Genomic DNA, 24,297 nt, shown 5'->3' with positions numbered 1-24,297 from the left:
GGTGATCCCTATCCAACTTTCGAATCGACAAGAGCAGATCATAGAAATTGTACGAAGAAAGCAACCAATTACGAGCAACGACATTGCTAATGAGCTAAAGCTTACGAGAGCGACCTTAAGGCCTGACCTTGCAATATTAACCATGACCGGCATACTGGATGCAAGACCAAAGGTTGGATATTTGCTTACTGGCAGGACCCCGGATGATTTTCTTTCAGATTCCATCAGCTCCATTCAGGTTAAAAACATAATGTCATTGCCGGTAGTTATTGATGAGGATAGAAGCATTTACGACGCTATAGTTTACATGTTTACTGAAGATGTTGGTTCCGTCTTCATTACCTCTGCAGAGAAGCTGACCGGTGTCGTATCGAGAAAGGATCTGATCAGGGCTTCCCTCGGGGGGTTGGATCTGCAATCGGCACCTGTGGGTATGATAATGACAAGGATGCCTAACCTGGTAACGACTGAGCCTGAAGATACAGCAATCAGTGCTGCAATAAAGCTTATTGAACATGAGATAGACAGTCTACCGGTAATCGAAAGGATTGATGACGGGAAGAAAAATTACAGAGTCGTGGGCAGGCTTACCAAGACCAACATAACAAGATTGTTTGTCGAGCTTGGCACTAAGCTATAAGGGGGGAATACCATGAGCAAATTAACTCTATATGTTATGTCTGACTCCATTGGTGAAACTGGTGAGCTGATTGCAAGAGCAGCTGCAAAGCAGTTTATAACAGAAAATTATGAAATCAGAAAGTACCCATACATGAACGACGAGGAGCATATCAGACAGGTTTTGAGTGAGGCTGAGCCTGGCGAAAGCCTTGTTATTTATACAACGGTACTTGAACATATAAAAAATCTAATTGATACAATAGGCTATGAAAGAGATATTCCTACCATAGACGTTATGTCACCTCCTATCCTGGCTATTGAGAAGCTGCTTGGCTATGCCCCGAAGCGTGAGGCAGGTCTAATAAGGAGGATTGACGAAAACTATTTCAGAAAAGTTGAAGCTGTTGAATTTGCAGTAAAATATGACGATGGAAAGGATCCAAGGGGGATAGACAAAGCAGATATCTGCCTCATAGGAATTTCCAGAACCTCCAAGACCCCTTTGGGTATGTACCTTGCTCACAAGAACTTTAAGGTGGTTAACATTCCTCTTGTGCCTGAAGTCAATCCTCCGGAGGAGCTTTTCAAAAAAGACAGAAGACGGGTAATAGGCCTTGTTGCTGACCCAAAAAAGCTCATAGAAATTAGACAGGAGAGATTGAAAGCGCTGGGACTGAGAGACTCAGCCAACTATGCAAGCGTAGAGCGGATCCAAAAGGAACTGGAATACTCAATGGATATCATGGGTCAGGTAGGCTGTGAGATAATCGACGTATCATCCAAAGCAATCGAAGAAACTGCTGCGCTGATAATTGATCATATGACCAAGCAATTTGGTGATAAAATGTTTTAGTGTTCCATTAGGGACACTAAATTTTTCTTGTGATTTCGAAAATAAAGAAGGATTTTTATCGTTCATGTCGAATATATATATAACGGTATATGGAGGTTGGGGCATGGATATTAGAACTGAATCTGAGAAATATGAAGCAGAAAGATTGTTCCCATTTGCTATGCTAAGCATGAATTCAAGGGGAAGACTTGCTTATGAAGAAAAATGCAGCATCAGGACAGAATTTCAAAGGGACAGAGACCGGATAATCCATTCAAAGGCATTTAGGCGTCTGAAGCACAAGACACAGGTATTCATTGCTCCGGAAGGAGATCACTTCAGAACGAGGCTTACGCATACCCTTGAAGTGGCGCAGCTTGCAAGGACTCTTGCACGTGCGTTGAGACTAAACGAAGATCTTGTGGAGGCTATTGCACTTGCTCACGATCTGGGTCACACTCCTTTCGGGCATACTGGAGAGTCGATACTGAACAAACTTAATCCAAGAGGCTTCACGCATACAGATCAGAGCCTGAGAGTAGTAGATTTTCTCGAGAGCCACGAGAGAAGAAAAGGGTTGAATCTGACATATGAGGTCAGGGAAGGGATCATGAATCACTCCGGTGAAAGAGTATCAGAAACTCTGGAGGGTCAGATAATCAAGTATGCAGACAGAATAGCCTACATCAATCACGATATTGATGATGCCATAAGGGCTGGTATCATAAGCGAAGAAGACCTCCCTGCCGACTGTGTTGAGATTCTGGGATACAGCCATGGAAATAGGATCAATACGATGATCTCGGATTTGATAGAAACAAACTACGGGAAGAATCAACTCCAAATGAGTCCTCTCATAGGCGAAATGACCAATAAGCTTAGGGACTTCATGTTTGAGGAAGTATATTTTAATAAAAACGCCAAATCGGAGGAGGGAAAGGCCGAACACGTTATAACCGTGCTCTTCAATTATTACAGGAATAACAGCAACAGACTACCCTCAGATCATCTCGCACTTTATAGAGATGATGACTATTCTCTGGAAGATATTATTTGTGATTATATTGCAGGAATGACCGACAGGTATATTGTTAATCTGTTCCAGGAGCTTTTTATTCCAAAGCCGTGGAAATGACATAACAATTATTTAACAGTTTTTAATAAAGCACTTTGAACTTTTCGTAATTTATATTATAATTGATTGGTGTGCTCAGGTGGTGATCAGATGGCTGATGGTAAAAATGATATGCTTGATAAAATTAAGGACAGACTCGATATAGTGGAGTTGATCGGTGAATACGTTCATCTGAAAAAATCCGGCTCAAACCATATAGGCTTATGTCCATTCCATAGTGAGAAAACCCCTTCATTCACCGTTTCTGACTCCAAGCAAATGTTCCACTGCTTCGGGTGCGGAGCTGGGGGCGATGCAATCACCTTCGTTATGAGAAGAGAGAACCTTGATTTTGTTGAAGCGCTGAAATTTCTCGCTGAAAAATATAATATACCTTGGGAAGATTCCGGGAATCAGGAAAACTCTGAGCTCAGGCAGGTCTTTTATGAGATAAACAAGGAGGCAGCACGTTACTTTCATCAAAACCTGATGAAGCATAAGGAAGCGACAGCTTACCTTAATTCTCGGGGGATAGGCTATGAAACAGCAAGAAAATTTGGGCTTGGATTTGCCTCAGACAGCTGGGAGCAGCTGATGAATTTTCTTAGGGGAAAAGGCTTTTCCGAAGCAGACATAGAGAAAACAGGGTTGATCGGAATAAGAAAAAATGTGACCGGGTTTTATGACAAGTTTAGAAATCGGTTGATTTTTCCCATAGTAGATACAAGATCCAGGGTAATCGGATTTGGAGGCAGAGTGCTTGACAAAAGCCTTCCAAAGTATCTCAATTCTCCTGATACAGTAGTTTTTAACAAGGGGAACCACCTTTACGGGCTGAACATAATAGATAAGAACAAGAATCGTAGCAGGATAATGCTGGTGGAAGGATATATGGACGTTATCTCGTTACATTCAAACGGTATAGACTACGCAGTTGCAAGCCTTGGAACTGCCTTGACGGAAACTCAGGCTAAGCTTCTGAAAAGGTATGGCGACGAGATATACATTTGCTATGATGGTGATCAGGCAGGCATAAGAGCCACAGTAAGAGCTATTGATGTAATGCAGAGACTGGATCTTGAGCCCAGGATCGTAATGCTCCCTGAAGGAATGGACCCTGACGATTTTATAAAGAACAACAGCCTGGCGGCATTTGAAAAAAAAGTTGCAGAATCGTTAAATCATATTGATTTCAAGGTATATATACTGAAAGGGAAGCACGACCTGAAAAGTCCTGAGGGGAAAATCCGCTTTACTCAGGAGGCTGCAAGGATGCTGAAGGAACTCAAGTCGCCCATACAACAGGATGTCTACATTGAGAAGCTTTCGTCAGAGCTTGCCATAGCCAAAGAAGCTATAGCAAGCGAAATGAAGGGGCCAAGACACATAAGAGAACATAAATCGACTGAGATAAGGCCTGTATCATCCGTGGTTCTCGAACCTGCCAGAAGAAAGGCTGAGGCTGACCTTATAAGTTTAATGGCATCCGGCAGAAATAATTATACCAGAATAACAGCCGATATCTCGATGGACGAGTTTGGAGACCCCGACTGCAGATTCTGCTATAAATTAATACAGGAAGGGTACTCTGCTGATGACGAATTGAACAAAGAAGTACTGTTAAAAGAGCTGGATTTTGATGATACCGGAAGTGAGAGACTTAAACAGTTATTGACCAGGACCACAGAATACACACCCTCAAATCTTGATAAAGTCATTGTCGATCTTATCAAAACAATAAGACTGGATAGATTGGAAGCAGAGAGAAAAGAGTTGAAGCAGGAGATAGAAACACTGGACAGCAGTGCAACTGATGGAGAAAGATTATCTGAGCTGCTGAGGATTTTGATTGAGATAGATAAAAAAATAAATCTCATTAGCTAAGTAGGGAGGAAACGAGTTTGGATGACATTTTGAAAGACCAAGAAAAAAATCTTACAAATAAACAACTTGCAGAAAAAAAGCTTTTGTCAAAAGGGAAAAAAAGTGGTTTATTGACCTATAAGGAGATAATTGCCACCCTTGAGGCAATCGATTTGGATCCTGAAGAGATCGATGAGATTTATCAGAAGATTGAAGATAGCGGTATTGATATAATGGGAGATAAGGAAGAGGAAGAATCCATCATCAATGATGACTCCGAGGACGACGAAATAGACAGCGCTATCGATATAGAGGTTGAAGAAGATGAAGAGGAAGAAATTAAGGAAGATCTCTCAGCTCCCAAAGGAATAAGCGTGGACGATCCGGTTAGGATGTACCTTAAAGAGATCGGTAAGATACCTTTGTTGTCGAGTGAAGAAGAGATAGATCTTGCTATGCGTATGGAGGAGGGCGATGAGCTCGCCAAGAAGAAGCTGGCTGAAGCCAATCTAAGACTGGTAGTCAGTATAGCAAAAAGGTATGTGGGCAGAGGTATGCTGTTTCTTGACCTTATTCAGGAAGGTAATCTGGGGTTGATGAAAGCAGTAGAGAAGTTCGAATACAGAAAGGGTTTTAAGTTCAGTACCTACGCAACCTGGTGGATAAGACAAGCCATAACAAGAGCAATCGCTGACCAGGCCAGGACCATCAGGATCCCTGTTCATATGGTTGAGACAATCAACAAGCTGGTAAGAGTGCAAAGGCAGTTGGTACAGGAGTTGGGGAGAGATCCAACACCTGAGGAAATTGGAAACGAGATGAGCCTTGATGTTGAAAGAGTAAGGGAAATAATGAAAATTGCACAGGAGCCTGTAAGCCTCGAGACTCCTATCGGAGAAGAAGAGGACAGCCATTTGGGAGACTTCATCCCTGATGAGGATGTATTGGCACCTGCAGAAGCTGCAACCTTTACAATGCTAAGGGAACAGCTTATTGATGTTCTTGACAGCCTGACACCCAGAGAGCAAAAGGTATTGAAGCTTAGATTTGGTCTTGACGACGGAAGAGCCAGAACTCTTGAAGAGGTAGGTAAGGAGTTTGAAGTCACAAGAGAGAGGATCAGACAGATTGAAGCTAAAGCGTTGAGAAAGCTTAGACATCCAAGCAGAAGCAAAAAATTAAAGGATTTTCTTGAATAGATAAGATTCGCTATGCGAATCTTATTTTTTAAAGGAGGATAAATTTTGAAGCTGGACAAAAGACTTCGCACAATCGCAAACCTTGTCCCTAAAAATTCTATAGTTGCCGATATAGGCACTGACCACGGTTATGTACCCAAATATCTCATAGATAATGAAATCGCAAAACTTGTTATCGCAAGCGATGTAAGTGAGTGTTCATTAGCAAAAACAGCTGCCTATGTAGAAGAGGAGAATCTCGCCGACTATATCATACCGAGAATCGGATCTGGTTTGGAGCCCATTAAGCCCTTTGAGGTAGATACTGTAATAATAGCCGGAATGGGGGGGATCCTCATATCTGAGATATTAAGGGAAAGCAGGAAAAAAGCAGAAACCTATCTTCGGTTTATTCTCCAGCCAATGGTAGGAAGCGATGAGCTGAGAAGATATCTAATAGAAAACAAATTCAAGATAGTAGACGAGGACCTGGTGCGGGAGGATGGGAGATACTATGAGGTCATCGTAGCTGAAAATGGTCTTCAACGCTGCCCTGAGGATGTATACCTTGAAATAAGCCCTATCCTCATAGAAAAGGAGCATCAATTATGGAGAGAATTCGTAGAATGGAAGATATCTGTTCTTGAGGCTATAGTAAATGAGCTGGAGGGCCAGAACAGCGATAAAAGCCTTAAGAGATTGGATGAGCTAAGCATAAAGATTAATAAATTCAGGGAGGTGCTCCGGGGTTGAAAATTTCAGAGATTGTTGGAATTATGGAAGAATGGGCAGACCCATGCTTAATGGATTCCTGGGACAACGGCGGGCTTCAATATGGCTCAATGGAACAGGAGATAAATGGCATCCTTATATCCCTGGATGTCACTGAGGAAGTGCTTGAATATGCTATCAAATTTGGATCAAACCTCATCATATCACATCACCCTTTGATATTTAAAGGCATCAAGGACCTAAGCCTGTCAACACACCAGGGAAGGATGGCTTATAAAATCATTAAAAATGACCTTGGAATATATTGTGCCCACTCCAGCCTGGATCTTGCACCTGGTGGTGTAAACGATGTTTTGGCAGATGAATTTGGAATACTAAACAGCATCCCTCTAAGGGTCCATGAAAAAAGATTTCACAATGGAATATTGGGTTATGGAAGAGTTGGCGATATTGAGCCCTTGACACTAGAGGAACTCGTTAGGCATGTAAAGGATAGACTTGGGGTTGAAGTTTTGAGCGTTTATGGAGAGACAAAGGATCCAATAACCAGGTTGGCTGTATGTGGAGGCAGTGGAGCAGACTTTATAGAAGATGCAGCATCCTTTAGAGCCCAGGCCTACATAACTGGTGATATAAAGTATCACGATGCACAGTTGGCCAGGGAGCTTGGGATAGTGCTAATCGATGCAACTCATTATCACACGGAAAAGCCAGTATTATATGCTGTTAAGAATAGGTTAAAGGACAAAATCCTCGAAGAAATGAACATGAAGATTTATGAAGGACCTACATTCGCCGTTAAACGCTATTAAAGTGAGGAGTGGAAAAATGTTCGACCTCAATATGCTTGTGAAACTTGATGAATATCTTAAGGGAGTGGAAGAGCTTGAGAAACGATACAAGTCCCTTGAGAGGGACCAATCCCTGGTAGAGCTTGATCAAAACATGATAAGGCTTCAGCAGGCCTTGGTCGATATAATCCAAAATGTCAAAGAAATCGAGTATGAAGCTGCTGAAGCTTCAAATAAGCTAAAGACTTGTACCATTCGGCTGGATCATATCAATAAAACCCTTTATGACGGTTCCATCAGGGATCTGAAGCAGATGGAATGCATGGAAAGAGAGTTGATTTCACTCAGGAGCCAGAAAGAAGAGCTTGAGTGGAAGGAACTTCAATGCCAGGAGTCTATCGATGAGCTGATAAAACAAAAATCAGACCTGGATGAGAAGCTTTCTGTCATTAAAGGAAAGTTTTCCACTCGAAGAGGTGAAGTGCGCCTTGAAGCATCGATTATTAAGAATGAGATACTAAGACTAAAAAAGGAAGCTGAGGAAATAACACAAAAGGCAGATAAGAGTATATTAGCTATTTACTATGAGATCAGGGCAAAGAAAGGTTCCGGAACAGCTGTTATTATTAACAATATTTGCACTGGCTGCAATATGATGATCGCGACTACTATCATCGACAGGATAAAAATGGGAAAGAGTATATTTTACTGCGAGACGTGCGGCAGGATCCATGTAATCCCAAGGAATTAGTCATGCAATCTTTGTATTCAATATTGATGAAATATATGTTATAATAATCATAGAGTAAGTTGTGTGGTCGCATGTCTTCGACATGAGGAAAGTCCGTGCTCCGCAGAGCAGGATGCTGGATAACGTCCAGTGGGGGCAACCCTAAGGATAGTGCAACAGAAATAGACCGCCCGAAAGGGCAAGGATGGAAAGGCGAGGTAAGAGCTCACCAGCGTTTAGGTGACTAAACGGCTCTGTAAACCCCATCTGGAGCAAGACCAAAAGGGAGCAAAAAAAGGCGGTTGCTCGCTGCCGCTCCAAAGGTAGGTCGCATGAGCCTTTCGGCAACGACTGGCCTAGATAGATGACCATATAAACAGAACACGGCTTATAGACTTACTCCATCATGAAAACCCCGGGGGGATACCCGGGGGTTTTCTTTTTTTATGCTGAAAATATTGATCAGTAAATGTTGAAAAATTTAACTTAGACTAAGTTTTAGGAACATGGCTGTAACCGTTTTGTCATTAATTCATTGATTAATGACTCCAAGTATAATATAATAACCACATGCAGGCTAATCAAAGAAGGGAGTGTTTTCATGCAGAGGAAAAAACACCTACATTTACATAAGCTGGCATTGCTGTGCTTATTGATGGTAGTAGGATTTAAGGATTCAGGAATTCTGGTCCAGGACTATACTGCATTGTTGAATAACGGCGCAGCGATTGAACTAAAAGAGCACGAGAAGGTTGAAGTCGCCAAGGAAAATGACGACTCATATATTGTATATAAGGAGGGTGAATACCTCCAGATCCCTAAAAACACTATGATAAGAACTACCAGAAAAAGCGACAAGTTCACTGTTTCTGAAGAGGTAGAGCTACTATCTGAACCACGTAAAGGCTCAAAAACAGTTAGGATGCTCGTGCCAGGTGAAGAGCTCATAATGGCATCATATGACCAGGATTACGGAAGGTTTATTGCTACCGCTGATTTTGGGATTGGTTATGTAAGAATGGATAAAATTATAAGCAACATGGTTGAGAACATTTCCTACGGTGTTTCCAATATTTCTGCCATAGTGAGAAATGATTCCTCAATGATCGTCCTTGTTAAAGGAGAGACAGTTGGGGTAGTGGACTATTCAGAAGGAAAGTACACTTTGGTTGATGAAGCTGGACAAAAATATAAGGTGGATAAAACTGCGGTAAGTCTATATAACAGTTTTGAGCAAATAACAAGAGCAGCAGACAGGACTTCCTCTAAGCAGCTAACCAGCTTGATAAAAGGAGCATATTCACTTATAGGCAAGCAATACGTTTATGCGACCTCAGGGCCAAACACCTTTGATTGTTCAGGTCTGACCTACTATCTTTATAAGACTCACCTTGGTATAGTATTGCCCAGAAGCTCCTACCTGCAGCCAGGCGGAGGAACAAAAGTAGAAAAATCCGAGCTCAGACCAGGTGATCTGGTATTTTTCAATACTACTGGCAGCAGGATTTCCCACGTCGGCCTATATATAGGAGATGGCAATATGATTCATGCTTCTTCAACTAAAGGTCAGGTAAGGATCGACACGATCAATTCGGGATGGTATTATTCAAGGTATGTTACTGCTGTAAGAGTAATTAATTAATTTGTCAAGGAAAAGGCACCCAAGAGGGTGCCCTTCATTTGTGGTCAGATAAATGCAAGGAGATGAATAAAGGAGGATTAAGAGCATGGCAAAGGTTTTAAAAGGAAAAGAAGTTGCGGACAAGATAAAGGCTGGGATGAAGCTTTCAATTGAAGAACTTAAAAAAGAAGGTAGGACTCCATTATTAACAATCGTAAGATTGGGAAATAATGCGGGCGATGTCTCCTACGAAAAAAGTATAGTCAAGGCATGTGAAGCAGCAGGTATTAAGTCGAGAGTTATCGAACGTGAAACAACAATGACGACGGAAAAGCTGGAAGGACTTATGCAGGAGCTGAATGCTGATTCAGAAGTCTCCGGGATCCTATTATTCAGGCCGTTGCCAAAGCATATAGATGAGGAAAGGATCAGAACCTCAGTATCACCTGATAAGGACGTTGACTGCATGCATCCACTTAACCTTGAAAGGATATTCGAGGGCAGGATGGACGGGTTTTCACCATGTACACCGAAGGCTGCAGTAGAGATACTGGTACACAATCAGGTTCCTCTGGAGGGTAGAAATGTAGTGGTCGTAAACAGGTCAATGGTTGTAGGAAAGCCGCTTGTTATGATGCTCCTTGAAAAAAATGCTACAGTTACAATATGCCATTCAAGGACTAAGAATCTTAAGGAGCTGTGTTCCAAAGCTGACGTCGTTGTAACAGCCTTAGGTAAAGCCAAGTTCTTCACAGAGGATTTTTTCAACGATGATTCAATTGTTATAGACGTAGGAGTAAGTATGAGTGAGGATGGAAAGCTTAGTGGAGATGTGGATTACGATAGCGTTGCAGAAAAGGTATCGATGATCACACCGGTTCCGGGAGGAGTAGGAAGCGTAACAACCACGATACTATTGAATCAGGTCGTTCTCGCAGAACTAAAGAAGTAAATAACAAATAATGAGCCTGGGCTTTTGCCCAGACTCATTATTTTAGTTGCCGTTATTTCCATTTCCATTTGGATTAGGGTCAGGAATACCACCATTATTGTTATTAAACCATTGCTCCAGCCAATCAAGAACCGGATTTTCAATTACTGTGGTTTCATCGTGATCAGTGCACACCTCAGTTGGAAGCTGGTAAGCAAAATCACTTGGTATGATTCCCTTGTGGTCCTCTGGAACATAAGGAGGAGTTCGTTGTATGAATACCCTTGTTTCTACATTTTCGTCAGGGCAGAATTCATTTGCTAGTTTGCCATTTGTAATGTCTATCTGAGCTTCAACATGCATATCACAATATGCTTTAGGTACAGTTCCGCTTACAAACAACTCTGAATTGACCACTCCCCTTGGATCGTGGGAGCAAAGTTCCGTAGCCAAAAGACCTGACTGAGTACAAATGCTTGCAGACACCAAACCATCTGGTCTTTCAAATGATGTCTTTCCCTCAAGGCCTTCATGGATTGTTGTATTTATATGCTGCCAAAGCTGAGCTGCAGTACTGCTGCTTCTCGAAAGCGTGACCCTTGGAGAATCGTTTCCTATCCAGGTTCCTGACACATAGTAAGGAGTATAACCTACAAACCAGATATCAGCCTGATTTTGTGTCGTTCCGGTTTTTCCTGCAACTACCATATTGTTCATCCTTGCTCTTCCGGCAATTCCGTTTGCAACAGTTGTCCTCAATATATCACCCATCAGATATGCAACCTGTGGTGACGAGGCCATTGTTTCCTTTGGAGTATTATCTATTAGTAAATTGCCATTCTTATCAAGTATCTTTGTAAAAGCTATGGGTTCAACATATATTCCTTTATTGGCTATTGCCCCGTAGGCTGCTGTAATTTCAAGCGGGGTCAAACCCTTTGTCATACCTCCAAGACCCAGTGAAGAAAGATTTTCATCATTTACCTGTCTGTTCTCAGTGCTGGTTACAAAGCTGTCCCTTTCCGGGTGTTCCACATCAATGATACCAATCTTCTTAAGATGCTCAACAGAAGCAGGGATACCTATTTTTTGCAGCATTTTTACCGAATTGACGTTTACTGATTGCTCGACAGACTTTCTAAGAGTATGAAGACCTCTATACGAATTATACCAGTTTTTTGGCCATAGCTCCCCGGCTCCGTTATAGAATGGAATATCATCTATTGCTGTTGCTGCAGTCTGACCATTATTAAGTGCAGGCCAGTAAACTGCTATTGGTTTTATAGCTGACCCAGGTTGTCTCTGGGAATCAGTTGCTCTGTTAAGAATTCTCGTTCCATCTACATCTCTGCCCCCAACTATTGCCTTGATATGACCTGTCCTGTAATCAAGTATTACAGTAGCTGATTGAGGTTGGACAACACCATCCTCATGAACATAAAAGTATCGATTGCTGATAATTAAATTTTCGCCATTTTGTGAATAGAATTCGGGGTTGTCCTTCAAATAGGTACTCTTTATTGTAATCGTTCCGTTTTCAACACTGAACTGTCCCTCTGGGATTACTATAGATCCTACGGAATGAGCAACGAGATTTTTTCTTTCATCAATCGTGAAAAAGTCCGTCACATCAAAGTGAGTAGGGTAAGGTGTTATTTTTGAGGTCTTAATAATTAGATCCCCATTTTCGAGCTTGTAGTCCTCAGGTGTTAGAATAAGATTATGGTCGTCAGTCATAAGATTTGCTTTTGAATAATAGACTATTGAACCCTTTTCATCAACAACATTTCCAGCCTTGTTAAGATTCCAGTCCACCAGAACTGGCCCCTTTAGATTTTCTGTATTGCCAACCAGCACCTGTACAAAATTCTCGTATATTTCCTCAAGCTGCTTTTGCATATTCATATCTATAGTAGCATATAGTGATAACCCACCTGTAAACAGCTCCGCCTCTGCCTGGGCTTTGGTATAGCCGAGCTTATCCATCATAGCCTCGATAGCCTGGGTTTTAACCAGATCTGCGAAGTAGGAGGTAATATCCTGAGGCTTTTTTTGCTCAGGCTTCAGGCTTGTTCTCATATCCTGAGCCAAGGCTTGGTCGTATTGCTGCTGGGTAATCTTTCCCAATGCCAGCATTTGGCTCAATACAAGCTTTTGTCTTGCTTCAGAATTCTCATTGTAAACGGCAATAAATTTCTCACCAAGAACTTCTATTTGTCCAACCTCAAAATGCTTAGACGGGTCAAAATCCTCAGGCTTCACCCTGTAATAAGGCTGAAATTGGGTTGTGCTTTTTACTATACCTGCAAGCATTGCCGATTCTGCAATAGTAAGATCCTTGACATCCTTCGAGAAATATGTCCTCGATGCCTCTTGAACTCCGTATGCATTCTGACCAAAGTAATTCCTGTTAAGATATGCCTCAAGTATCTGGTCCTTGGATAGAATAGTCTCCATTTTTAAAGCAAGGTAAGCCTCAGTAATCTTTCTCGTAAGCTTAACTTCGTTTGTCAGGTACACATTTTTTACCAGCTGTTGTGTTATCGTGCTGGCTCCACGCATGCCTCCCGATCTGAAATTATCAAGTAGGGCACCGGCTATCCCCTCGATGTCCACCCCGGGATGGGACTCAAATCTTTCATCCTCGATAGCGATAAAGGCATCCAAAAGATGCTCCGGCATCTCCTTTATGCTAACTACGGTCCTAAGTTCTTCAGCAAGGATCTTTTCTATTAAATTTCCGTTCATGTCGTATATACTTGAAGTCTGGTCAAGGTTCGACATTATTGTAGTGGGATCTATCTCCGGAGCATCCTCCATTATTGCCAGAACAGCAGTTCCAATCGCACCTCCGGCCATTATACCGGCCATCAGGATCAAAATTATAAGTATTTTAACGAACTTGCCGACTGTGAATCTTATTTTGGTTCTTTTCTTTCTATTTTCAGTAGTCATAACCATCCTCCTTGAATTGACGACTATAGAAGTCCAGAATATTATACCACAATCGACTTTTATTGTTAATATCGAGCAGATTACAATACAGTGACAACCTGAAAGCCTTTAATTATATGGAAAGAACCGCTGAAAAATGCTATACTATTACCTATAAGATTGAGGTGCATGATATGGAGAATAAGAATGAGAAGGTATTGATAGCCGGAGTAGAGCTGCATGACGACCAAATCGACATCGAGGATTCCATGGATGAACTGGCTGAGCTTGTAGAGGCAGCTGGAGGCACTGTTGTTGCAAGGATAATCCAAAGAAAGGATCGGCTCAATGCAGCCTATTTCATTGGCAAGGGCAAAGCAGAGGAAATCAGGGAGCACTGTGAGCAGCTTGAGGTAGATACTGTTGTCTTCAACGATGAGTTGTCAGGAGCACAATTGAGAAATCTTGAGGAAATTATAGACAGAAAGATAATCGACAGGACGAATCTGATACTTGATATTTTTGCCCTGAGAGCTTCTTCCAAGGAGGGAAAACTTCAGGTCAAGCTGGCACAACTCAAATACAGATTGCCCAGACTAATTGGGTTCAGGGATTATCTTTCGAGGGAAGGTGCCGGAATAGGAACAAGAGGCCCGGGAGAACAAAAACTTGAAACTGACAGACGGCATATTCTGCGGGAGATCCATAGTATTGAAAAGCAATTGAAAGAGGCTGAAGGTGTTAGAGAAGTTAAACGAAGAAAAAGACTTTCTTCACAGCTTCCTATGATAGCTCTTGTGGGTTACACGAATGCTGGTAAATCAACACTTATTAATGCGCTTATGGATCACGATGAAGCTGAGGAAAACAGTAAGCACGTATATGTTGAGGACATGCTGTTCGCCACTCTTGATACATCCCACAGATTGGGAAAGCTTCCAAATGGTCAAAGTTTCCTGCTGGGAGATACAGTAGGCTTTGTATCCAAGCTACCGACTAAGCTGATAGAAGCCTTCAAGGGTACACTTGAGGAGGTAAAGCATGCCGATCTACTGATACACGTGGTAGATGCCTCCAATAAAAATCTTGATATCCAGATAAAAACAACCCTTAAGCTTCTAAAGGAGCTTGAAGTGATGGATAAACCTCTCTTGACCGTGTTTAATAAAATGGACAAAGCAGAATCACCTGAGAAAGGGCACGACTTAAGGGATATTGGGGAGAGCATGGATATTTCAGCGAAGCTGGGGACAAATCTTGAACTGCTTCGAATTAAAATCCAGGAGATGCTCCCTCAGATATATAGAGATGCCACACTTCTCATACCCTACTCTAATCAAAGCCTCGTAAGTTATTTTATGAAGGAGTATGAAGTCGAGAAGTTGGAGTATTTGGAGGAAGGTACAAGAATTAAGCTGGTGATAGACCAAATTGATTTCGACAGATACAAGGAATATATAATATAACGGAGGTTGATCAAATGCTAATAAGAAATTGTGCAGGCGGCGTCGTATTCAAGGATGATAAGGTTCTGATTCTTAAAAATGACAAGGACGAGTGGGTCCTGCCAAAGGGCAAGATAAGAGGTGATCAGTTACCACCTGAAACAGCTCTTCACAGAGTCCGATTTGAAGCGGGCATAGATGCTGAAATTGTTTCTACTGCAGGCGAAACAGCATACGAATTTTTTTCAATAACGAGAAATACCCCTGTTTGCAATAAAATTACCTGGTATATAATGGAGTCTGAAAACCTTGCAGCCGAGCCAAATACAGAAGAGGGCTTTTCTGAGGGTGGATTTTTTGATATAACAGAGGCTATGGATAAAATAACCTATAGTCAGGACAAATCCCTGGTATCACTTTCATACAAGCGTTACAACGAGTTCCGGGATTACAGGGGAAAGTTAGGCGAAAGGTAAGCATTATGGACATTGGCTATAAAACGGTAGCAGGCTTTGGATCTGATGAATTTATAATCAATAAATCCAGATTCATCGGTCACTGCACGGCAGTCGAGGATGAAGAACAGGCAATATCATTTATTCAGTCAGTAAAAGAAGAGCATCGAAATGCCACTCATAATGTTTATGCTTATATAACTGGAGTAGGTGGAAATCTCCAGCGCTTCAGTGATGATGGAGAGCCCTCGGGGACTGCCGGGATCCCGATACTGGAGGTCATAAAGAAGGAAAACCTTAAGCATGTTGCCGTCGTTGTCACAAGGTATTTTGGCGGAATAAAGCTCGGAGGCGGAGGGTTGGTCAGAGCGTATACCAAGGGAGCCAAGATAGCGCTTGATAGTGCAGTAATAGTTGAAATGATGCCATTTGAAATACTTAAGGTTCAAATAGGCTACACAGCCTTTGGAAAACTGGAAAACTATCTCAGAGATAGTGGAATCGAGCCTGACGAAATAATCTTTGAGGATAACGTTAAGCTGAGAATCTCTATCCCAAATAAAGACATCGAGAGGTTTATGGCAGATATGAATGAGATGACCAGCGGTTCAGCACTAATAGAGAGTGCGGGAGGAATTTACCTGCCGATAAAAGATGGAGTGAGATACATGCCGGGCAGGGGTATATAATAGGCGAGGTGATATTATGTCAAGTAATGAATTGAAGGAAAAAATGATGAGTCTTAAAAATTGGGCAGTCGTCGGCGTTTCCGGAAACAAAGACAAATTTGGCTACAAGATATGGAAAACATTGAAGGAACATGGCTATACTACCTATGGTATCAGCCCAAATTACGATGAGCTTGAGGGAGACAGAATATATAAATCACTGTCAGAGCTGCCTGAGAAGGTTGATATCATAGACATGGTCGTTCCTCCGAGATTAAGCATCACGATACTTGAGGAAGCAAAGGAAAATGGGATAGAGTATATTTTCTTCCAACCGGGAACATACAACGATGAAGTCGTAGCAAAGGCAGAGGAGCTTGGTCTTAACTTCCTTACTGATGACTGTGTATATGCTACCCTTAAAAAGGGAGCACACTAAGAAAAACACACATTTATGACAGGGGGGCCACCTAGTGAAGGAAACGGGCAAAACTATTGAAAGCATTGTGGAATGGTTAAGAGAACAAGTGTCTAATGCTGGAGCAAAAGGGGTAGTATTCGGGCTTAGTGGCGGAATTGATTCTGCTGTTGTTGCTGCTTTGGCAAAGAAAGCATTCCCAGGTGAGAGTCTTGGGGTCATCATGCCTATAAACAGCAATCCTCAGGATGAGAAGGACGCTATCCTGGTAGCATCAGTCTTCGAGCTTGATACTGCAACAGTAGATCTTGCTCCTGTTTACCATTCCTTTCTGAAGGCACTGCCATTTGAAGGCGAGGGCGTACTTGCCAGGGCTAATCTCAAGCCCAGACTTAGGATGATGACACTGTATTATTTTGCACAGGAGATGGGATATCTGGTTTGCGGGACAAGCAATAAATCAGAGCTTGAAGTAGGATATTTCACAAAGTATGGCGATAGTGGGGTCGATCTGTTACCGATCGCTGACTTTGTAAAGAGCGAGGTAAGGGATCTTGCCAGAGCTTTGGGTGTACCTTCTGAAGTAATATTAAAGGCACCAAGTGCAGGATTGTGGGAAAATCAGACCGACGAAAAAGAAATGGGCTTTTCCTATGATATTCTTGACAATTACATTCTCACCGGAGAGGGACCAGAGGATATAGTCGAGAAAATTCAAAGGATGAACAGAAACAGCGCACATAAGAGAGTCTACCCACCAAGATTTGAAAATAATTAGTGAAATAGTTTCCCTCTTATGCTAAAATATTTAAGTTAAATCAAAGGAGAGGTGAAATTATGTCAGGACATTCCAAATGGAGTACCATTAAGCATAAAAAGGGCAAGGAAGATGCCAGAAGAGGCAAGATATTCACTAAGTTAGCCCGGTATATTATGGTTGCCGCAAAGGATGGTGGAGGAGACCCTGATTATAATCCTTCCCTTAAAGCGGCTATCGATAAGGCAAAGGCTGAAAATATGCCTAATGACAACATAGAACGAGCCATTAAAAAGGGGACAGGCGAGATGGGCTCCGAGTCCTTCGAGGAGATAATATATGAAGGCTACGGTCCTTCAGGAGTTGCTGTGATCGTAAACTGCTTAACTGATAATAGAAACAGAACTGCATCCGACGTAAGGCATGCCTTCGATAAATTCGGTGGGAACCTGGGACAAAGCGGATCTGTTGCATTCATGTTTGATAGGAAAGGGCTTATTGCAATTGAAAAAACTGATGAGATAGACGAAGATGAGCTGACGCTGCTGGCAATAGAGCTGGGAGCAGAGGACTTCACCTCAGAGGAGGATGGATTTGAGATAATCACAAGTCCCGCCAGCTTCAACGCAGTAAGAAATGGGCTCGAGGATGCTGGCTACAAGTTTGCCGCTGCTGAGCTTACCTTCATACCCCAGACTTATACCACTTTGGAAGCAGAGGAAGATGTTAAAAACATGGAAAAATTGATAGACATGCTTGAGGACAATGACGACGTGCAGGAAGTATATCATAACTGGGATATTTAGCACGCTTGGGATAGAATTTGATCTATCCCTGTTTTCTTGACCGGGAGGAGGGCATGAATGATAAGAAAATTCTTGGTGATCATACTTGTATTATCAATATCTCTGCTGGCCTTAGTGCTTGCCATAGAGGAAAATGCTTATGATCTTGAGTATTACACTGAATCATTTAAAAATAACGCAGTATATGATACAACCGGGAAGACTGAGGAAGAACTGGAGCTTGTATCAAAGGACATAATTGATTATCTCAAGGGGAAGGATGACTCCTTACTGGATACTCATTTTAATCAGAAAGAGATACAGCATATGGAGGATGTTCTCTCACTTTTTGATCTTGCCAGACTTGTCAAATTTGTTTCCTTAATATCCGCACTTGCAGTTGCGGCTTATTTCATAATAAAGCTTGAGACTAAATTTGCTGGCAAATGGCTGGGATTGGGGTTATTTCTGAATTACTTATTGGTTTTAATTGTTGCCATTCTTGCAAGAACAGATTTTACAAAATACTTCATTTACTTTCACGAAATATTTTTCGACAATGATCTATGGATATTGGATCCCCGGACAGATCTGTTGATACAGATGCTTCCTGAGCCGTTTTTTATAAACATAGCCATAAAAATCGGTATAAGTTTTATCAAATATGTGGTTATTGGTCAGCTAATCGGATACATATTGTTCCGAAAGGGGACCTATGGAATTGGTAGATTCAAGTGGCAGCGTATGTAGTTGACATTTGGGTATAAATAAGCTGGTTGAAACAATCAGCCTATAGAAAAAATTAACCGTTAGACAGAGTAGGTAAAGAGCGTTAAGTGCCACGGGATGGGAAGTTGCCTTTGGACGAAAGATGACTCTGCGATTCTTTACCGCATCCGCTGACAATTAAAGAACCTTTCTTTAGTTGGCAGTACTGTCGACAAAGAAAGGAGAAAAAAATGCAAAGAGAAGGTGGCAAAATCAACTTAAGAACAATGGTAAAAGCAGGATTTCTTGTTGCTATTTCCATTGTAATGACCAGGTTCGCCTATATAATGGTGCCTCTGGCTGGAGTGCCGGCATTACGTATCAGCTTTGGAGATGTACCTCTTATGATGTCTGGATTCATGTTTGGGCCCTTGGTGGGAGGACTTACAGGGCTTGCGGCAGATATCATAGGGTTTTTGATCAATCCCCAGGGACCATATCACCCTGGCTTTACTCTTAGCTCCATATTATGGGGAGTAATACCGGGAATTTTCATGCTTATGTATGGAAATAACGGAAGCTATGAATCAAGGTTCTCATTCAAAAAGATCCTTTTAGCAGTTGCTGTAACTGCGGTTGTAATATCACTTGGTCTGAACACCTATTGGCTTTCAAATTTATACGGGAAGGGCTTTTTTATACTTCTCCCCACCAGGGTAATTGCAGCTCTTATTAGCATACCACTTCATTCGATAATAATACGATACCTTTTGAAATATCTTAAAAATTATGCCTCCGTCAGCTGACGGAGGCTGCTTTTCAGAGAAATTGACCAACTATTGACAATGTCTTTGTATTAAGCACAAAAAACAGTTATAATTATACTATATTCAGAATTACGAGGAGGTTTACTATGAAAACTAAGTTGCCGATCGCATTATCAAACAAGCATATCCACGTCAGCCAAAAAGACCTTGAGATACTTTTCGGCGAAGGCTATGAGTTAACTAAGATGAAGGATCTGTCACAACCAGGCCAATATGCATGTAATGAGAAGGTAGATGTAGTTGGACCTAAGGGGACACTTAAGGGTGTAAGGATTCTTGGACCGGTAAGACCAGATACTCAAATCGAGGTATCCATTGCAGATGCATTCGCTTTAGGAGTACAGCCAATTGTCAGAAACTCAGGTGAGTTGAATGAGACACCAGGCGTAAAGGTAATAGGACCCAATGGGGAGGTAGAGCTGGAAAAAGGAGTAATAGTTGCGGCCAGACACATCCATATGCATACCCTGGATGGAGAAGAGTATGGCGTGAAGGACAAAGATATTGTAAGCATAAAGGTACCTGGGCCAAGAGGGTTGATATTTGACAATGTACTTGTAAGGGTACATCCAACTTATGCTCTCGAAATGCACGTTGATCTCGAGGAAGGAAATGCTTCCGGAGTAAGAAACGGAGATCTTGTTGAATTAATTAAATAGGAGTGATCCAAATGATGGATATATCCAAAGCTATCGACCACACCCTCCTTAAACCTGATGCTGGCAAAGCAGGCATAAGAAAGCTGTGTAATGAAGCTGTTCAATACGGCTTCAAGGCGGTGTGTGTAAATCCCTCACATGTAGTGCTATGTAAGGAGCTTTTAAAGGGAACAGATGTAAAGGTTGCCACTGTGGTTGGGTTTCCCTTGGGAGCTAATACAACAGAAACAAAGGTTTTCGAAACTAAGGACTCGGTCCTTAAAGGTGCAGATGAAATCGACATGGTGATCAATATTGGCGCTTTGAAGGAAGGAGACTATAAGCTTGTCGAGGATGATATCAAAGCAGTTGTCGATGCATGCCGGGGACAGGCAATAGTAAAGGTCATAATTGAAACCTGTCTATTGACGGATGAGGAGAAGAGGAAGGCATGCGAGCTTTCAAAGTCTGCAGGGGCTCATTTTGTTAAGACTTCTACAGGATTTAGCACTGGCGGAGCTACTGTTGAGGATGTTGCGCTAATGAAGTCCGTGGTGGGCGACAACCTTGAGGTAAAGGCTTCAGGCGGAGTGAGGGACAGGGAAACGGCAATAAAGATGATAGAAGCTGGGGCAACCAGAATAGGAACAAGTTCGGGTATAAAAATAATCGAGGGCTGATAAGCCCTCTTTTTGATTTGAGACGCCCTCAATTTGGGTATACAACACCTGTACGCATTCTAAATGAATGCTGGAAGGAGTGGTAAAATGGAGCTTAAATCAAATCGAATAGCCTTAAGCAATGGGATATTCCTTAATATTGTAGAAACCGATAAATTCAAATCGAATCTTTTGACAGTGAACCTTATAAGGCCGCTGGAAAAAGATGAAGTAACATTGAATGCATTACTGCCCATGGTACTTGAAAGAGGATCAAGAAGCTTTCCAACAAAACTCCTGTTGGAAAGGAAACTTGAGGAATTGTATGGCGCAAGCCTTGACCTGGGATCCTCAAAAAGAGGAGAGAGACAGATTGTTAAGGCATCTATAGAATGGGCTGATCCAAAATTTACAGGAGATAAAAAATCAGGCAAAGAAGCAGTCAATCTTTTAAAAGGTGTGTTATTTGATCCGGTAATTGTCAATGGAAGCTTTGATGACAACTACATTTTCCAGGAAAAGAGAATACTTATCTCAAGAATAAGAAGCAGGATCAATGACAAGAGAAATTATGCCATAAGCCGCTGTATTGAGGAGATGTGCAAGGGAGAGAAGTTTGGCATATACAGCCTTGGATACGAGGAGGATGTAGAAGCCATAGATGGCAGAAAGCTATATGAACATTATCGAAGCATCCTGATGACTAGTCCTATAGAAATTTTCTTTGTGGGGAATCCCGATGGACTGGAGCTTGAACAGTTGTTACCCGCAGAGCTTCATAATAGACGGGAAATCCTTTTTATCCCTAGAGAAATCATACCGGAGAATTACATGTCTAAACGTCAGGTCGAGGAGAAGTTGTCCGTTTCACAAGGAAAGCTGGTATTAGGCTTCAGATCTTCTATACCGTATGAGCACGAGCTTTATAACGGATTGCTCGTAGGAAATGAGCTTTTGGGAGGTGGACCCAACTCCCATATGTTTAAGACTGTAAGGGAGGAAAAAAGCCTTGCATACTATGCTTCCTCCAGACTTATAAAGCACAAGTCCATAATACTTGCCGATGCCGGCATTCAGTTTTCAAACTACAAGCAAGTTCTCGATTTGATACTCGATCAGGTTTCCAGGTTAAAATCTGGAGATTTCTCAGATGAGGACCTTCAGATAGCAAAAAAATCATTAGAGAACTCAGGCAGGTCAATTGTAGACAGCAACCAAATGATATCAGAATTTTTCCTTGGAAAGGTGATCTCAAAGGATGAAAGAAACCTCGAGAATATGCTGGGTGATTTAGAAAAAACCGACAGAGATAAGGTAATCAGTGCTATGGATACTGTAACTCTCGACACGATATATTTTCTTAATGGGAAGGAGGGAGAGACTGATGAAGAGAATCTGGAACAATATTCTTGATGAAGGCTTGATCCATCTCCAGCTGGAAAATGGCATCAATTTGTACTACTACCCCAAAAAAGGCTTTACTAAGAAGTATGCAATTTTCTCAACCAGCTTTGGCTCTAATCATACCAGCTTTACCGAGAAACCTAATGGAAAGATAATCAAGCTTCCGAATGGGACTGCACATTTCCTGGAGCATAAGCTCTTTGAGGATCCGGATAGGAATATATTTGAAAGGTTTGCAAAATATGGTGCTAACGTCAATGCCTACACCAACTTCGACCAGACCTCCTACCTATTCAGTACCTCTGATAATTTTTATGACAGCCTGTCCCTGCTGGTTGAATTTGTCCAAAACCCATACCTGACCGATGAGAACATCGAGAAGGAGAAGGGGATAATTGGTCAGGAAATTCAGATGTACAGGGATAACCCCAGGTGGAGAGTATACTTCAATTGCTTGAGTGCCATGTACCATAACCATCCCGTTAAGGATGATATAGCAGGAACTATTGACAGTATCAGGGAAATATACAAAGAGGACCTTCTCCTTGCTTATAACAGGTTCTATCATCCATCGAATATGGTACTTTTTGTAGTGGGTGATCTGGAGCTGGATAGAATTGCTGAGGCGGTCAATAAGGCATCCAGACGTTTCCCTGCAGATGCAGGAACACCTGTCAAGTACTATCCTGAGGAGCCTGCGGTTGTGCGTCAGAATTTCATTGAAGATTACATGTCAACGTCAAAACCTCTATTTTATATTGGCTTCAAAGATACAGATCCAGGAAAGACTGGGAAGGCCTCAGTTAAAAAAGACATAGTGACCAACATGCTTCTGGATATTTTGTTATCTGAGAGCTCGGAGTTTTATCAGGATATTTACTCACAAGGTCTTATAGACTCAAGCTTTGGAGCTTATTATTCAGGAAAATCGGATTACGGCCAGTCTATGATCGTAGGCCAAAGTGATGACCCTAAAAGGGTATACCAGCTGGTAGTTGAACTTATGAGCAATAAAACGTCCCCGCTAAACGAAGATGCTTTTCTACGTGCGAAGAAAAAGGAAATGGGAAGATTCCTCATGGGTCTTAATTCTGTTGAGTTTATAGCAAACAATTTGACTGACCTTTATTTTCAGGGATTCTACCTCATGGATTATCTCGATCTTCTCTCCGAAACCACCTTTGAGGATCTTTTGGAAAGATTTGAGAGACATTTTTCCAGTGGAGAAAGCGTTCTGTCTGTAATATGGCCAGAAGGTATGGTAAAATAAGAGCAGCAAATTGAAAGGTGGTCATAATGTGTTGGCAGTTGCATTCAGTATTTTTGGATTAGAGATCAGATGGTATGGTTTATTGATAGCATCAGCTGTACTGATAGGAACAGTACTCGCCTTGAAGGAGGCAAAGAGAAAGGGAGTAAAGGAAGAGACACTCATTGACATGCTTCTTTTCGCAGTACCTGCAGCGATAATAGGTGCAAGAGCCTACTACGTCATCTTCATGTGGGACTATTACAGCAAAAATCCATCTCAGATCTTGAATATAAGAGGTGGAGGCCTTGCGATCCACGGAGTTATAATCGCAGGAACACTTGTCGCCATTATATTTGCAAAGGTAAGGAAGGAGAGCTTCTGGAAACTTGCCGATATTGTAGCGCCAAGCTTGATATTAGGACAGGCAATAGGAAGATGGGGCAATTTTGCAAATCAGGAGGCCCATGGGGGACCAACAGATCTTCCCTGGGGTATAATGATAGATGGTGTAAAGGTGCATCCGACTTTCCTTTACGAGTCGATATGGAACCTTCTCGTATTCGGATTTTTGCTATGGTATAGAAGGAAGAAGGCAACTGTTGAGGGAGAAATATACCTCCTTTATCTGATTCTTTATTCAGTAGGCAGGTTCTTTATTGAAGGACTAAGGACAGACAGCCTTATGCTTGGACCCTTTAGAGTAGCTCAACTAATCAGCCTTGCAATAATAATGTCAGGTGGAGCTTATCTCATCTGGAAAAAGAAAAGAATCAAAGCAGAATAAGGCCAAAGCCCCGGTGATCCGGGGTTTTTTTATGCTCTGACTTATGATGGGACTAAAGTCCCAAATCAATACTTTACTCCATTGAAATGGTGGTATTTAGATGAGGTATGGGGTAAAATGGAATCAAAGTGGTGAAAAGTGGAGTGAAGT

At 41.9% G+C, this 24,297-nt stretch carries 24 protein-coding genes, 1 other RNA gene and 1 riboswitch; of the genes, 24 read left to right on the top strand and 1 reads right to left on the bottom strand.

Going from position 1 to position 24,297, the window contains the following annotated elements; genetic code table 11:
* Window position 1 precedes the first annotated feature (1 nt).
* From ccpN to EC328_RS06365, 11 genes are all read left to right on the top strand, one after another.
* On the top strand, window positions 2–640 hold the full coding sequence (ccpN, locus tag EC328_RS06415) for a transcriptional regulator CcpN (protein ID WP_128426031.1): 639 nt from the start codon (window positions 2–4) through the stop codon (window positions 638–640).
* Window positions 641–652: 12 nt separating this feature from the next.
* Window positions 653–1,474: a pyruvate, water dikinase regulatory protein gene (locus EC328_RS06410; protein ID WP_128426030.1), complete on the top strand. Its 822-nt coding sequence runs from the start codon at window positions 653–655 to the stop codon at window positions 1,472–1,474.
* A 103-nt stretch (window positions 1,475–1,577) separates the two neighbouring features.
* Entirely contained in the window at window positions 1,578–2,588 is a 1,011-nt protein-coding gene (locus tag EC328_RS06405; protein ID WP_128426029.1) for a deoxyguanosinetriphosphate triphosphohydrolase, read from the top strand.
* Window positions 2,589–2,678: 90 nt separating this feature from the next.
* Window positions 2,679–4,451 (top strand): DNA primase, encoded by a 1,773-nt coding sequence (gene dnaG / locus EC328_RS06400; RefSeq protein WP_128426028.1) that lies wholly within the window; start codon window positions 2,679–2,681, stop codon window positions 4,449–4,451.
* An 83-nt stretch (window positions 4,452–4,534) separates the two neighbouring features.
* Window positions 4,535–5,629 carry an RNA polymerase sigma factor RpoD gene (gene rpoD / locus EC328_RS06395; RefSeq protein WP_407057844.1) on the top strand — a complete coding sequence of 365 codons (1,095 nt, stop codon included), beginning with the start codon at window positions 4,535–4,537 and terminating at the stop codon, window positions 5,627–5,629.
* 45 nt (window positions 5,630–5,674) lie between these two features.
* Window positions 5,675–6,361 carry a tRNA (adenine(22)-N(1))-methyltransferase gene (locus EC328_RS06390; protein WP_128426026.1) on the top strand — a complete coding sequence of 229 codons (687 nt, stop codon included), beginning with the start codon at window positions 5,675–5,677 and terminating at the stop codon, window positions 6,359–6,361.
* A complete protein-coding gene (locus tag EC328_RS06385; protein ID WP_128426025.1) occupies window positions 6,358–7,152 on the top strand; it encodes a Nif3-like dinuclear metal center hexameric protein in 795 nt (264 codons plus the stop codon). The genes EC328_RS06390 and EC328_RS06385 overlap by 4 nt, the downstream gene beginning before the upstream one ends.
* A 16-nt stretch (window positions 7,153–7,168) precedes the next feature.
* The gene (locus tag EC328_RS06380; protein WP_164906050.1) at window positions 7,169–7,882 is read left to right on the top strand and encodes a zinc ribbon domain-containing protein; all 714 of its coding nucleotides are present in this window, start codon (window positions 7,169–7,171) and stop codon (window positions 7,880–7,882) included.
* A 51-nt stretch (window positions 7,883–7,933) separates the two neighbouring features.
* Window positions 7,934–8,268, top strand: an RNA gene (gene rnpB / locus EC328_RS06375) — RNase P RNA component class A.
* A 194-nt stretch (window positions 8,269–8,462) separates the two neighbouring features.
* On the top strand, window positions 8,463–9,503 hold the full coding sequence (locus EC328_RS06370; RefSeq protein ID WP_128426023.1) for a C40 family peptidase: 1,041 nt from the start codon (window positions 8,463–8,465) through the stop codon (window positions 9,501–9,503).
* Window positions 9,504–9,588: 85 nt separating this feature from the next.
* Window positions 9,589–10,434, top strand: coding sequence for a bifunctional 5,10-methylenetetrahydrofolate dehydrogenase/5,10-methenyltetrahydrofolate cyclohydrolase (locus tag EC328_RS06365; RefSeq protein ID WP_128426022.1), 846 nt, complete (start codon window positions 9,589–9,591; stop codon window positions 10,432–10,434).
* A 42-nt stretch (window positions 10,435–10,476) separates the two neighbouring features.
* Here the strand turns inward: EC328_RS06365 and EC328_RS06360 are convergent, their stop codons facing one another.
* On the bottom strand, window positions 10,477–13,368 hold the full coding sequence (locus EC328_RS06360; RefSeq protein ID WP_164906049.1) for a penicillin-binding protein 1A: 2,892 nt from the start codon (window positions 13,366–13,368) through the stop codon (window positions 10,477–10,479).
* Between the two features lie 116 nt (window positions 13,369–13,484).
* Here EC328_RS06360 and hflX point away from each other — a divergent pair, with 116 nt between their 5' ends.
* The 13 genes from hflX to lgt all read left to right on the top strand — a co-directional run bounded on the left by hflX (window position 13,485) and on the right by lgt (window position 24,147).
* Window positions 13,485–14,813, top strand: a complete 1,329-nt coding sequence (gene hflX / locus EC328_RS06355) for a GTPase HflX (RefSeq protein WP_240671457.1) — start codon at window positions 13,485–13,487, stop codon at window positions 14,811–14,813.
* A gap of 14 nt (window positions 14,814–14,827) precedes the next feature.
* Window positions 14,828–15,268, top strand: coding sequence for an NUDIX hydrolase (locus EC328_RS06350; protein ID WP_128426019.1), 441 nt, complete (start codon window positions 14,828–14,830; stop codon window positions 15,266–15,268).
* 5 nt (window positions 15,269–15,273) lie between these two features.
* Window positions 15,274–15,936, top strand: coding sequence for a YigZ family protein (locus EC328_RS06345; RefSeq protein ID WP_128426018.1), 663 nt, complete (start codon window positions 15,274–15,276; stop codon window positions 15,934–15,936).
* A gap of 16 nt (window positions 15,937–15,952) precedes the next feature.
* Window positions 15,953–16,354, top strand: coding sequence for a CoA-binding protein (locus EC328_RS06340; protein WP_128426017.1), 402 nt, complete (start codon window positions 15,953–15,955; stop codon window positions 16,352–16,354).
* Window positions 16,355–16,388: 34 nt separating this feature from the next.
* Window positions 16,389–17,111: an NAD(+) synthase gene (gene nadE, locus EC328_RS06335; protein ID WP_128426016.1), complete on the top strand. Its 723-nt coding sequence runs from the start codon at window positions 16,389–16,391 to the stop codon at window positions 17,109–17,111.
* A 59-nt stretch (window positions 17,112–17,170) separates the two neighbouring features.
* On the top strand, window positions 17,171–17,896 hold the full coding sequence (locus tag EC328_RS06330; RefSeq protein ID WP_128426015.1) for a YebC/PmpR family DNA-binding transcriptional regulator: 726 nt from the start codon (window positions 17,171–17,173) through the stop codon (window positions 17,894–17,896).
* Window positions 17,897–17,953: 57 nt separating this feature from the next.
* Window positions 17,954–18,625, top strand: a complete 672-nt coding sequence (locus tag EC328_RS06325) for a TIGR01906 family membrane protein (RefSeq protein ID WP_128426014.1) — start codon at window positions 17,954–17,956, stop codon at window positions 18,623–18,625.
* Window positions 18,626–18,687: 62 nt separating this feature from the next.
* Window positions 18,688–18,779: riboswitch (THF riboswitch) on the top strand.
* 55 nt (window positions 18,780–18,834) lie between these two features.
* On the top strand, window positions 18,835–19,389 hold the full coding sequence (locus tag EC328_RS06320; protein WP_128426013.1) for a folate family ECF transporter S component: 555 nt from the start codon (window positions 18,835–18,837) through the stop codon (window positions 19,387–19,389).
* Between the two features lie 107 nt (window positions 19,390–19,496).
* On the top strand, window positions 19,497–20,069 hold the full coding sequence (gene pduL / locus EC328_RS06315; protein ID WP_128426012.1) for a phosphate propanoyltransferase: 573 nt from the start codon (window positions 19,497–19,499) through the stop codon (window positions 20,067–20,069).
* Window positions 20,070–20,083: 14 nt separating this feature from the next.
* Entirely contained in the window at window positions 20,084–20,728 is a 645-nt protein-coding gene (gene deoC, locus EC328_RS06310; protein ID WP_128427009.1) for a deoxyribose-phosphate aldolase, read from the top strand.
* An 87-nt stretch (window positions 20,729–20,815) separates the two neighbouring features.
* On the top strand, window positions 20,816–22,120 hold the full coding sequence (gene yfmF, locus EC328_RS06305) for an EF-P 5-aminopentanol modification-associated protein YfmF (RefSeq protein WP_164906048.1): 1,305 nt from the start codon (window positions 20,816–20,818) through the stop codon (window positions 22,118–22,120).
* Complete coding sequence (gene yfmH / locus EC328_RS06300) at window positions 22,092–23,381, top strand: EF-P 5-aminopentanol modification-associated protein YfmH (RefSeq protein ID WP_128426010.1); 1,290 nt, start codon at window positions 22,092–22,094, stop codon at window positions 23,379–23,381. Before yfmF ends, yfmH begins: the two co-directional genes overlap by 29 nt.
* A gap of 28 nt (window positions 23,382–23,409) precedes the next feature.
* On the top strand, window positions 23,410–24,147 hold the full coding sequence (gene lgt / locus EC328_RS06295) for a prolipoprotein diacylglyceryl transferase (protein WP_128426009.1): 738 nt from the start codon (window positions 23,410–23,412) through the stop codon (window positions 24,145–24,147).
* Window positions 24,148–24,297: the final 150 nt, after the last annotated feature.

Source organism: Gudongella oleilytica (assembly GCF_004101785.1).
Lineage (GTDB): Bacteria > Bacillota > Clostridia > Tissierellales > Tissierellaceae > Gudongella > Gudongella oleilytica.
Note: the sequence above shows the minus strand (reverse complement) of the source record. Positions and strands in the feature narration are given on the sequence as shown.